Origin of the sequence: Georgenia ruanii (assembly GCF_009193175.1) — a bacterium.
In the GTDB taxonomy this organism is placed as follows: domain Bacteria; phylum Actinomycetota; class Actinomycetes; order Actinomycetales; family Actinomycetaceae; genus Georgenia; species Georgenia ruanii.
Genome location: NZ_VUKE01000004.1, coordinates 71701 through 84276, shown reverse-complemented (window position 1 = coordinate 84276; position 12576 = coordinate 71701). Strand labels below are relative to the sequence as shown.

The window sequence follows — 12576 nt, the reverse complement described above, 5'->3', positions numbered from 1 at the left end:
CGGGGTTCGTGCAGGGCGAACCGGGGACCGGGCGCTCGGCCGCGGCGGTGGCGCCGGCCGCCCGTGTCACGCGTCCTGGGTGGCGAACTGGGTCTCGTACAGCTCCGCGTACAGCCCGCCACCGCCGAGGAGCTCGGCGTGCGTCCCCTGCTCGACGACGCGTCCGGCCTCGATGACGGCGATGGAGTCCGCCTTCCGGACCGTGGAGAGCCGGTGCGCGATGACGATCGACGTGCGCCCGACCATCGCCGAGTCCAGCGCGAGCTGGACGGCGGCCTCGGACTCCGAGTCCAGGTGCGCGGTGGCCTCGTCGAGCACCACCACCCTCGGCGAGCGCAGCAGCAGTCGGGCGATGGCCACCCGCTGCTTCTCCCCGCCCGAGAGTCGGTGCCCGCGGTCGCCCACGACGGTGTCCAGCCCCTCCGGCAGCCGCTGGACGAGCGGCTCGACGTGCGCCGCCCGCAGCGCGGCGAACAGCTCCTCCTCGCTCGCCTCGGGGCGGGCGTACAGGAGGTTGGCCCGGACGGTGTCGTGGAACAGGTGCGCGTCCTGGGTGACCACGCCCACCGCCCGGTGGAGGCTGGCCTGGCGAACCTGGCGCAGGTCCAGCCCGCCCACCCGCACGGCGCCCGACGTCGGGTCGTACAGCCGGGCGATCATCGTCGACAGGGTCGTCTTGCCCGCGCCGGAGGGGCCGACGAGGGCGAGCATGGTGCCGGGCTCGACGCGCAGGGACACGCCCTTGAGCACCTCGTCGACGCCGTTGCCGTGCGGGCCGGCGGTCGCCGTCGTCGGGCTTCCCGCCATGCCGTCGCCGTGGGCCGACCGGCCCCCGTTCTCCCCGTGCCCGACCCCGACCGCCGGGACGCCCTCGAGCGAGGCCAGGCCCACCCGGTCGGCGCCGGGGTAGGCGAAGCGCACGTCGTCGAGCTCGACCGAGAGCGGCCCGTCCGGGAGATCGACGGCGTCCGGCGCGTCCGTGATCATCGGGCGCAGGTCGAGCACCTCGAAAACCCGCTCGAAGCTGACCAGCGCGCTCATGACGTCGACCTGGACGTTGCTCAGCGCCGTGACGGGGCCGTACAGGCGGCCCAGCAGGCCGGCGAACGCCACCAGCGTGCCGACGGTGACCGCCTGCTCGATGGCCAGCACCCCGCCCACCCCGTAGACGAGAGCCGTCGCGAGCGACGCCATCGCGCCCAGGGCCGCGAAGAACACCCGGCTGCTCATCGCCGTCTTGATGCCGACGTCCCGGACCCCGCCGGCCCTCTCGGCGAACTCCGCCTGCTCGCGCTCCGGCGTGCCGAACAGCTTGACCAGCAGCGCCCCGGCCACGTTGAACCGCTCGGTCATCCGGTTGCCCAGCTCGGCGTTGAGCTCCATGCCGCGCCGGTTCAGCGCGGCGAGCTTGCGCCCGACCCGCCGGGCGGGCAGCAGCAGCACGGGCACCACGAGGAGGGCGACCACCGTGATCTGCCAGGACAGCGCCACCATGGTCACGAGGACGACGACGACCGAGATGACGTTCGAGACCACGCCGGAGAGGGTGGTGGTGAACGCCCGCTGGGCGCCGATGACGTCCGAGTTCAGCCGGGTGACCAGCGAGCCGGTCTGGCTGCGGGTGAAGAACGCCACCGACTGTGCCTGCACGTGGGCGAAGACGTCGGTGCGCAGGTCGTAGATCAGCCCCTCCCCGATGCGGGCGGAGAACCAGCGCTGCAGGAGCGTGAGGACTGCCTCGGCGACGGCGACCAGGGCCACGAGCGCCGCGAGCACGACGACGAGCCGACGGTCGCCGGTGGCCACGCCGTCGTCGATGATGCGCTGGAGCAGCAGCGGGGTCGCCACCACCATGAGAGCGGCCAGCACGACCAGGCCCAGGAAGGCCGCGATCTGGTAGCGGTAGGGGGCGGCGTAGCGCACGACCCGGCGGGTGGTGCCGGGCCGAAGCCGGTGATCCTTGACCGAGGAGTCCTGCCGGAGGGTGCGGCCGAAGCCGCCCGGCCCGCCCATGTGAGCTCCGCCCATGCCTGCCATTGCCATGGAGGCGATCCTCCCACCTCGGAACCGGTGGCCCCCTATCGGTCGCCTCTGACCTGCATCTCTGCCGAGGGGACGATGCGGACGCGCCTCGGCGGCCATTCTTTCGTCCCGGACCGCCCCGGTCCCTACGGGTCGAGGTCTACCGTGGCACCAGCATGCTGACGTTGCCCGATCCCGCAGAGAGGCGGTGGCAATGCCGTCGAGGTTGCGCTCCGGCCTGTCGCGCCTTCCCCTGCAGGCCTTCGGCGCGCTTGCCGGCCAGGCGACTCTCGCGCTGAGCAGCTTCGTCCTGCAGGTCGGCGCCAGCCGGGAGCTTGGTGCGGCAGGGTTTGGGACCTTCGCGCTGATGTTCGGCGTCATCGTCATGGCGACCGCGCTGACCACCGGCCTCGTCGGCGATTCCCTCACGGTCCTGGACCGGCAGGCCGCACCGGTCCGGACGGCTCTGTTCCGACTCGGCTGGGTCCTCGGCGCTGCCCTGTGCCTGACCGGCTTCGTCCTCGCCCGCGGGCAGTTCTCGGCGGTCACCGCGGCGCTGTTCGCGGTGGCGCTCACCGCCTTCGTCTGGGCCGACCTGGGACGGCGTCTGCTGATGGCCAACCTGCGGTTCTGGAGCCTCCCGGTCGTCGACTCCGTCGGGTTCCTCGCCATGCTCGTCTTCCTGCTCGGCTCCAGGCTTGTCGGGGCGCTGGGCCTCGACCACTTCCTCGCCGGCCTCGCGATCGGCCAGGTGGTGGCCGGACTGCTCGCGCTGGCCCGACTGCCCGCCGCCGAGCGCCGGCTCCCCCGCCGCGGCCGGGGCGATTGGGGGGCGGTCGTGCGGTACGGCTCGTGGCGAGCGTTGCAGCAGTTCGTCCGGCCGACCACGCTGAACGCCGCCCGCTGGGTGGTGCTGGTCCTCGGCGGGGCCGCGGCCGTCGGTGAGCTCGAAGCCGCCCGGGTCTTCGTGGCGCCCGCCATGCTGCTCGTCCAGGGGTTCGGGTCGTACCTGTTCTCCTCCTACGCCGCCGACCGCGCCCAGGGTGCGCGAGCGCTGCTGGCCCGCGCGGATCGCGCGGCGACGGTCATGCTGGCGGGCTCTGTCGCCGTCGGCGTGGCCGCCGCTCTGCTGCTGCCCCGGGTGGGATCGCTGCTCACGGCCGACCGGTACCAGCTCAGTCTGGTCGCCGCGCTGGGCTGGGCCTGCTACGCCGCGTCGTGCGCCGCGGTCCTGCCATACGGCAGCCTGGCCGCCGTGCGGGGCAAGCAGCACTGGGTCCTGCTCATCCGCGTCGCCGACTCGGCGCTCGCCCTGGCCCTCGTGGGGGTCGTGCTGATGGCAGCGAACGTGGGCACGCACTGGATGCCCTGGCTGCTCTCGGTCGGCTCCTTCGCGGGCGGCCTGCTGTGCCGTCAGGTCCTGCTGCGGCCGGACGCCCGCACGGGCGCCGCCGCACCCGCGAAGGTGTCAGCGTGACGCAGGCGCCGCAGCTGGAGCTGCCGGAGCGGCCCGCGGTCGAGCCCGCCTCCGTGTTGCGGGTGCTCACGATGCGGCCGTTCCCTCTGTTCTTCGTCTGTCTGCTCCTCGTCGTGTCTTCGGTGGCGTGGCGGAGGGGCGCCTTCTACTCCGGCGGCCTCGATGTCGTGGTCGTCGCGAAGGCGGCACTGACCGTCCTCGCGGTCGTCATCGCGCTGCTGATGCGTAGGCCCCCGGGCGCCTGGGGCCGGATGGCAGCGGCGCCCGTGCTCTGGCTGGGGAGCTATCTGCTCATCTCCGTCATCGGCGGCATCCTCAACGCCGACGGACTGCCGACGATCGTGCTGGCCGGCCGGTTGGCGCTCCTGGCGTTCGCGCTCGTCCTCGTCACGGTCAGCCACCCCTGGCACGTGGTCCTCAGCGCCATGAGCAGCGCGATGCTCCTGCTGGCCTGCTTCGGCGCCCTGACCGGCCTGGGCTCCCTGGCCACGACCGGGCGGCTCTACGGCGGGATCCCTCCGTTGAACGCCAACGAGATCTGCCTGCTGGTGAGCGTCCCGGTGGTCATCCTGTTCTGGAAGGCGGTCCACGGCACGGCGTCGCGCGCCGAGTTCTACGGCCTGCTCCCGCTGCTCGGCCTGATCTGGCTGACGGGCTCACGGACCGGCCTCGCCGGACTGATCTTCATCATGGTGCTGCTCGTGGTCGTGGCACCACGGGTTCCTCCCCGGGTCGTGGCCGGGATCGCCGCAACCGTTCCGATGGCCCTGGCGGTCGCGTTCCTCACCCCGCTCGTCACCGCGTTCGCGGGACGCGGCGATCTGGAGAGCGTGACCACGCTCAACAACCGGACGGTCGCGTGGCGCGCCGCGCTCGACTACGCCGACACGCCCTCCGTGCAGCTGTTCGGCAGCGGGCTCGCCCTGAAGCAGATTCCCGTCACCGCCCTCTACCGCGACCAGCAGATGCTTGACAGCTCCTGGGTGTCAGCGCTGATCCAGGCTGGGTACGTCGGCAGCATGATCCTGCTGCTGTTCGTGCTCGCCACCCTTGTCCGTGCGTTGCGGCTCCCCCGGCCACAGCGATCGCTCGTCGGAGGCCTCGCCCTGCTCGTCACGCTGGTGGGCGTGCTGGAGAGCGGCATGTTCGACACCGCGCCGGCCTTCATCGTCTTCTTCACGATGTCGATGCTCGCCCACCGCATCATCGCCCGACCGCGCACCTAGGCTGCGCAAGACCTCGGCTGTCGTGGCGCGCCCGGTCGGCGGCGGCACTCGGTGTCGCCGACTCGGTGCGGCGTCTCGGGGCTCCACGACCCGGCGCCCGTCGTCCACGACGCGGTGCCGGCGTCTGGCGCGTCGACGCTCCTTGACTCCGACGAGCGCCGTGCCGAGCAGGGGCAGCCGGGCCCCCCGCACCTTCTCGAGGCAGGCCGAGAGCTGAGCCGCCGTGGTCGCGCCTGAGCGAACCACCAGCACCAGGCCGCCCACCGCGCGCGCCAGGACAGCCGCGTCGCCGACCGCGAGCATGGGTTCCGAGTCGTAGATCACGACATCGAAGCGCGCTCCCAGCTCAGCGATCAGGTGGCCCATGGCCTTGGACCCGAGCAGCTCGACCGGATCCGGTGGCAGCGACCCTGCGGGCAGGATGGTGAGGGCACCGCCGTTCCAGGAACGGAGCACGGTGTCGAGCTCTGCGTCACCGGCCACCACGTCGGTGAGCCCGTCGGCGCTCTCGAGCCCGAAGACTCGGGAAGCCGTGGGGCTCCGCAGATCGGCGTCGACAAGACACACCGTGGCGCCGGCGACGGCCCAGCTCAGCGCCAGGTTCGCGGCCACGCTCGTCCTGCCGTCACCGGCGGCCGGCGAGCTGATGACAAGCTGGTGGCTCTCGCGGCCCGCGTCGGCGAGCTTCAGAGAGGCCCGGATGCTGCGGTAACGCTCCGCCTCCACCGACCCGAGCTCCGTGGCGACGAGTGGCTCACGCTCGGCCGCCCGGGAATGGATGGTCGAGCCGAGCGGCGCCACCTCGGTGATCGCCCGGACGTCGGCAACGGTCCTGAGGCGGCGGTCGAGGTGATGCCTGAGCAGAGCCAGCAGCAAACCGGCCGCGGCGCCACCTGCCATGCCGAGAAGAAGGTTGAGCGTCACGCGCGGTGAGGACGGCGCGACCGGGACGTCTGCGGGCCGGGTCAGGGTGACCTTCACCGAGGACGCGGCCAGGCCGCGTGGCGTCTCGAGCCGCTCGATCAGCATCCCGAGCTGACGGGACACCTCGTCGGCGATGTTCGCCGCCTGCCGAGGATCTGCGTCCTCGACGGACACTTCGAGCAGCACGCTGGTCGCTGGGCTGGAGACGGTCACCATCTTTCGCAGCGCCCGTGGCGAGATGTCGAGCGCGAGCTCGTCGATCACTCCGTCGAGCACCTCAGGGCTCGAGCTCAGAGCCGCGTAGGAGGCCATCCGCTGCACGGCGAACTGCGAGCCCTGGAACAGCTCACCCGACGCCGCGGCGTCCGCATCGGAGACCGTGACGAAGGAGGTCGCCGCCGCCGTGTACGACTTCCGGGCGAGCACGTTGAATGCCACCGCAACCAGCAGACCGATCATGAGCATCGACACCACGATGCGCCAACGCCGTTGCAGCAGCTCCAGGTACTCACGGAACGACATGGACATCCCCTTGCTCTGCGGCTCCGAGGCCAGCGTGCGGACTCGTCAGCTGGCTTGCGTCCGTTCCCCCAACGCCGAGGGTACGGCGGGCATCGGGCCGTACGGGGCCGATTCCCGCGACGATCCGGTCGGGCCCGGCCATCTCTGCCCCGCGCGCGATGACCGGGGTCATCGGCTCCAGGCCCCCAGGTGCCGGTCTCCGACCGGGCGCCCAGCGAGCTCGGCGAGGTCGGCGGGCAGCGGTTGCGCCACCGAGGCGTACAGGTGCTCCAGAGCGGGTTCCGGCCAGAAGTCGTCGCTCAGCAGCGAGGTCCCGGTCACCTCCACACCGGTCTCTTCCTGGCGCACAGCGGCGCGGAAGTCCTTCACACCGTGGAACACGTACGGGTCCTTGTCGCGTCGGGCCCACACGATCATCCACTTCGGCGACGTGGCATCTGCCCGCTGGTACACGTTGCCCAGGGCGGTCACGTCCATCTCGGCAGCGGTCCACCGACCGCTGTAGTCCTCGACGCACAACAGGCAGGTCCGGGACCGGGCGGCGCCACCGAGGTGCGTACCGGTGGCGGCGATGACGTTGTTCCGGATGGTGATGCGCTGGGTCCGCCAGGTGAGCGGCAGCTCGGGGTCGCGGAAGGTGCGTCCAGGCTCGACGTCCCGGGTGTCCTGCACGATGTTGATCGAGCGGACGTTGTCGACGAAGGTGTTGTTCCACACCGCGACGTCTTCCGCATCGTTGAGCTTCACACCGTTGCCGGCGTTGTGGGCGATGACGTTGCCCATGACGGTGCCGTGGCCGGAGACCTCGATCGAGATGCCGTGGCCGGAGTTGTCCACGAAGCGCGAGTGCAGGAGCTTGATGCCGGAGACGGACTCGTCCAACCAGAGCCCGTTCGCGAGGTTCCCCGCAAAGACGCAATCCTTGACAAGGATCGTCGACGACCGGCCGATCTTGGCGCCGCCGGCCGCCGGAGACTTGTTGAACCCCTCGAGGTTGTTCTCGCTCGCCGTCACCCGCACCAGCTCGAGGCCGTCAGCCTCGGTCGCGCTGAGGCCCATCATCCCGTTGCGCTCGAGGGTGACGTCGCGCAGCTTCGCACGCTCGCTCAGCACGTGCATCCCGGTCGTGGCGTTGTCGGTGACGCTGACGTGCTCCAGCGTGACGTCCGGCGCCTCCACCGTCACCGCTCCCATGTGCGGTACGGAGGGGGCGTACTTACGGACGCCGATGCCGCGGATGAGGACCCCGGCGCTCAGGATCCGCACGGCGCGAGCCTGCGCGCTCGCGGTCACGGTTCGCCCGGTCGGGTCGCTCCCCAGGAACATCTTGTCGTCGTCGTAGTCGACGAAGAAGGTCCCTGGGCGTACCTCCGCTCTCGCCCCCACCTGCACCTGACGTTCGCCGTCGATCCATACCTGGTCCGGGTGCGCGGCCAACGGGTACTCCGGGTTGAGGAAGATCCACCCGGGCCTCACGCCGTCCGGCTTCCCCCAGCTGTACGTCGGACTGGAGTCGAACTCGGTGCTCCAACCGTCGGAGACCCACCGCTCGCCGTCCCGGGCCCAACCGGGCACGACGACCGACCCGTCCAGCCAGACCTCCGCCCCCGGTGCCGCAACGAGCCTCAGACCTCGTCGCTCCTCGATCTTGAGCTCCTCGTGGTAGACGCCGGCGTGCACCATGACCGTGTCCCCGGCGTCCGACTCGTTGACCGCCGCCTGCAGCGTGCGCTTGGGCGCGATGGCGGTGCCCTCGGCCGTGTCGTCGCCGTCGGGCGCCACATGAATGGTCCGCGTGTCGGGAGCGCCGTCCTGCGGAGCCGTGCCCGCGTCCGTCACCGAGCTCGACGTCGAGCCGAGCCGGGTCAGGCCCAGAGCGAGACCACCCGAGCCCAGGAGCAGGACGAGCGCAAGCAGGGTGGACCACACGCGCGTTATCGACCGTCGGCCGCGGCGTACCTGTGGCATCCGATCTCGCTGGCGTTCCAGTGGGTCCTCCCGGGGAGCGTCACCAACGGGCAGGGCACCCCTCGGCCCCGCGTCGAGGCCAGGCGGCACATTGTCCGGCACGGGCACGCACCCCCCTCGGAAGGGGGGTGCGTGCGGCACCCGTCAGGTCAGGCACCCCCCTTCCGAACGGTCAGGTTGTCGAACCTGGCGGTCACGGGGGCGTTGGTGGCCGAGCTGCTGAGGTACATCAGCAGGCCGATGCCCCCGGGAGCCTGAAGGCTGGCGGTGGAGTCGGTGGCAGAGATCAACCACGTCGACGGCTCGGCCATGCCCTGTTCCCAGAGCTTCGCTCGCAACAGGGTCGGACTGGTCCCCGTCACCTCGAACACGATGTTGACCACATCGCCCGGGGCGAAGCGAACTCCCGGAACCGTGACGGCGTTGCCCAGCCGGACCTCACTCGTGGTGTAGCGCATGAGTTCCGCGGTCACGGTCCCGTTCGAGAGGACCCGCGCCTGCAGCCGATAGTCCTGGCCGTTGACCCTCCGGCCCAGCACGCTGACGTACGACCCGCCGCCGTCCGCGATCTTGTCGAGCGAGACCTGGACCTGGGTGAGCCCAGAGGTCTGCGAGACCCCGGTCAGGTAGGCACCGCTGGTCCTGCCGGCGGCCGGAGCGGTCAGCCGCCCCACCCCGTCGGCCACGTCGAGCACCGCGCCCGTGCCGCTGGCCGACCACGGGCCGCCCGTGTCCGCGCTGCCCCAGCCGCGAGCGACGGTGCGGCCGAACGCGTCGGCCGCGAGCGGCGCCTCGCCAGGCGGCGCCGTCACCGTGACCGCGTGGGAGACGGTGCCCGTCGCACCGACGTTGTCCGTCACCGTGAGCCTGACCGTGTAGGTGCCCGCCGCCGCGTACGTGTGCGACGCCGTCACCCCGGTACCCGTGGCGCCGTCGCCGAAGTCCCACGCGTAGGACGCGATGGTCCCGTCCGGGTCCGAGGACCCCGCGGCGTCGAAGGACGCCGCCAGGTCCGCCGCCGTCGAGGTGAACGCCGCCGTCGGCGCCACGTTCCCCGGCTGCGGCGCTGTCACCGTCACGGCGTGGGTCACGGTGCCCGTCGCACCGACGTTGTCCGTCACCGTGAGCCTGACCGTGTAGGTGCCCGCCGCCGCGTACGTGTGCGACGGCTTCACCCCGGTACCCGTGGCCCCGTCGCCGAAGTCCCACGCGTAGGACGCGATGGTCCCGTCCGGGTCCGAGGACCCCGCGGCGTCGAAGGACGCCGCCAGGTTCGCCGCCGTGGAGGTGAACGCCGCCGTCGGCGCCACGTTCGGCGGCGGCGCATCGGTGCCGAGGGCGTAGTGCTCGGACACCTGGTTCGCTGACAGCTCCGAGGAGTAGACGGCCGCCTCGTCGATGAGGCCCTCCAGGAACGGGCTGGAGGAGCCCCAGGTGGTGTCGCCGCCGACCCGCCAGTACCCGGTGTAGTTCTCCGCCTGGGTCTGGGGGTTGGTGCCCGCGAGAGCGCCGTCGACGTAGAGCCGCATGCCACCGGAGGACTGGGTCGCGACCATGTGGTGCCAGCGGCCGTCGTTGTAGCCCCGATCCGTGGTGATGGTGTTCGTCTGCCCGGTCCACACCCCGAACACCAGGCGACCGTCGTCCTGCATGTACACGTGCCTGTCGTAGTTCGACGACGTGCCCGTGGCCGAGGCTCCGAAGCCGATGAGCTTTCCTCCGCGGGTGGTCGTCGTGCTGAACCACAGCTCGAGGGAGTAGACGCTCGGGTTGGTGAACTGGGCGGTGGAGGCGATGTGCCCTCCGGTCCCGGTGAAGCGCACGGCCCGGTCGTTCACGCCGGCGAGGGCGCCCGCCGCCTGCAGCTGGTACTCACCGTTGTAGGTGCCGGGCACGCCCTGCTTCCCCGCGTCCTGCGCGGTCGGGCCTGCCTGCTCGTTCAGTCGCCAGTACAGGTCCGGGTCCGCGTTGTAGACCGCCGCGCCGTACTTGTCGCTCGGTGCCGGTGGCACGGAGGAGGTGCCTCCGCCGGCTACGAAGTGGTCGTTGACGGCGGCTGCGGAGAGCACGGTCGGGTACACCGCAACCTCGTCGATGTCGCCGTCGAGGTAGTTGCTGGCCGGCTGGGAGGTCCAGCCGTTCAGGTTGTCCCCGCCGATGCGCCAGTAGCCGGAGTAGCCCTGGGCCGCGGTGACGTCGGAGCGCTGCGCGACGCGCTTGCCGTCGACGAACAGCTGCATGCCGTTGGCCCCCAGGGTGGCCACGACGTGGTGCCACCGGCCGTCGTTGTAGGACGCGGTGCTGTTCACCGTGCGCACGCCGCCCGGATGGACGCCGAACCAGATCTTGCCCGCGTTGTCCATGTAGACGTGGCGGTCGTAGGCGCTGGAGTTCCCGGTCGCACTGTTGCCGAACCCGATGATCTTGCCGCCTCGTGTGGAGGTGGTCCGGACCCAGCTCTCCGCGGTGAAGACGTTCGGGCCGTCCTGCGCCGTCCGGGTCGCCGCGGTGCCCGTGCCGGTGCCGTTGAAGTGCGACGCGGCGTTCGTGTCACCGGTGATGGCGCCCGCCGCCCCCCGGCTGACCCCGCTTCCGGCAGTGGCGTCGGAGAAGCCCGCCCAGTCGTAGACGTCGGGGCCGTTGGGCTCGCCGAGACGCCAGTAGCTGGCCGGGTTGCCCTCGAGGACCTTGCGTGCGTAGGAGCTCAGCTGTCCCTGGGTGGAAACGGTCACCGACACCCAGTCCGACTTCGCGACGTTGCCCGTGGAGTCGGTCGCCGTCAGCCGGTAACGATGCGTCGCCCCGGGCTGCAGCCCCGTGTCGAGGTACCCCTGCGGTGTGGTCTCCCAGAAGCGCGCCGTGACCGCCTTCTCGTACACCGGTGGGACCGTCTCGGAGTCGCGGTACAGCCGGTACGTCAAGGTGGCGTTGTCGCGGTCCCAGTTCCCCGGCATCGAGACACGGACGGTGCCGGCCGCCAGCGAGACGGCGCGGGGAAGGAACTTCTCGAACTTCAGCTGCGGCCCCTCCGCCTTCGGCGCGTTCTGCGGGAAGGCGAACCGCACCAGGCCTTGCTGCGGGGTCCCGTTGACGCTGCGGAACTCCCCGCCCAGCACCAGGTACTCGTCGTTGCCGGTGACGTGCCAGGGGCCCTGATACTGGCCGGTGTACAGGCCGTGATTGACGTCGGGGAACCAGTTGAGGAGCGTGGGCGACGGCACGCCCGGGTTGTCGGGGTATCCGTAGATGTCGGGCTTGTTCACCCCGGTCGCCTCGCGGCTGAAGGCGATGCTGCGGTACTCCGTCCACTCGGGCTCGGTCTGCGGGAACCCACCGGTCCCGAGGTTGCCGCAGTAGTGCGCGTGCCCGGTGGTGTAGAGGGCGCCCTTCATGGGGAAGACCGAGTAGGTGTCGCCGTGGCAGTCCGCCACCCAGACGATCTGGCCCGTCTCCCCGTCCGCGGCGAAGGAGTTCTCCAGGTTCCCGCCTCCGCCGAAGTGATAGCCGCTGCCGTAGACGCGCTCACCGTCGGCGGCGAGACTGGTGATCCCGGCGTCCTTGCCCGCGTCGCGCACCACCTGGTTGGCGGGCCAGGGCAGGACGGCACCGCTGGACGCGTCGAGGGCGCCCATGCCGTAGGCCGCGACGCCGCTGAGTGTCGTGAACCGGCCCCCCACGATGACCTTGCCGCCGCTGGGCGACATGGTCATGGCGTCGACCTGGCGGTCGTCCGCGCGCGGGGCCCAGGACAGGACCGCACCGTTCGAGGGCGCGACGGCGGCGAGACGGGTGCGGCCGATGCCGCCGACCGTGGAGAACGTGCCGCCGAGGTAGACGGCCGAGCTGGTCGCCGCCACGGCGCGGACCTGACCGTTCACGGACGGTGCGAACCCGGCCACCAGCTGGCCGGTCGCCGTGTCGAAGGCCGCGATGCGGTTCCGAGCCTGCCCGTTGACCTGCGTGAAGTCGCCGCCGACGAAGATGCGTGAGCCGTCCGGGGACTTCGTGATCGTCAGGGCCTGGGCGTTGAGGTTGGGGGCGAACGAGGCGTTCAGGGCGCCGGTGCGGATGTCGTAGGCCAGCAGGTTCTGGCGTGGCACCGTGTTCGTCCCGGGGGCCGCCCCCGCCGGCCGCGCGGTCGCGAAGCTTCCGGCGGCATACACCGTGTTCCCCACCACCACCTGGGACCAGACCACCCCGTCGATCTGGACGGTGGGCAACCGGTCGGCGGTGACCGTGGCCGGCAGGCTCGGGTCGGCCGGCGCGATGTCAGCGCTCGCCGGCGCGACGACTGCCACCGTTCCGGCAAGCGCGAGCCCGCCGGCGGCGACGAGCGCCAGCCCGGCGCGTCTCATTCGTCCGAGGCGGCCCAGGACGCTGTTCCCTCGTCCGGCCACGAGGGCGGTTCGCCGACCGACGACGGCGATCTGCCGGCGC

Annotated in this window: 5 protein-coding genes; 1 reads left to right on the top strand and 4 read right to left on the bottom strand. The window is 71.5% G+C overall.

The features are described 5' to 3' along the window. Positions 1 to 66: 66 nt before the first annotated feature. Positions 67 to 2043 carry an ABC transporter ATP-binding protein gene (locus tag GD880_RS06035; RefSeq protein WP_226909417.1) on the bottom strand — a complete coding sequence of 659 codons (1977 nt, stop codon included), beginning with the start codon at positions 2041 to 2043 and terminating at the stop codon, positions 67 to 69. Between the two features lie 193 nt (positions 2044 to 2236). Here GD880_RS06035 and GD880_RS06030 point away from each other — a divergent pair, with 193 nt between their 5' ends. Beyond that, on the top strand, positions 2237 to 3499 hold the full coding sequence (locus tag GD880_RS06030; protein WP_152230727.1) for a polysaccharide biosynthesis protein: 1263 nt from the start codon (positions 2237 to 2239) through the stop codon (positions 3497 to 3499). Between the two features lie 986 nt (positions 3500 to 4485). Here GD880_RS06030 and GD880_RS06025 read toward each other — a convergent pair. The 3 genes from GD880_RS06025 to GD880_RS06015 form a co-directional block, all read right to left on the bottom strand. After that, positions 4486 to 6171: a polysaccharide biosynthesis tyrosine autokinase gene (locus tag GD880_RS06025; protein ID WP_193314384.1), complete on the bottom strand. Its 1686-nt coding sequence runs from the start codon at positions 6169 to 6171 to the stop codon at positions 4486 to 4488. A gap of 168 nt (positions 6172 to 6339) precedes the next feature. Next, complete coding sequence (locus GD880_RS06020; RefSeq protein ID WP_152230725.1) at positions 6340 to 8100, bottom strand: right-handed parallel beta-helix repeat-containing protein; 1761 nt, start codon at positions 8098 to 8100, stop codon at positions 6340 to 6342. Between the two features lie 188 nt (positions 8101 to 8288). Next, positions 8289 to 12494 (bottom strand): PKD domain-containing protein, encoded by a 4206-nt coding sequence (locus GD880_RS06015; RefSeq protein ID WP_152230724.1) that lies wholly within the window; start codon positions 12492 to 12494, stop codon positions 8289 to 8291. Positions 12495 to 12576 lie beyond the last annotated feature (82 nt).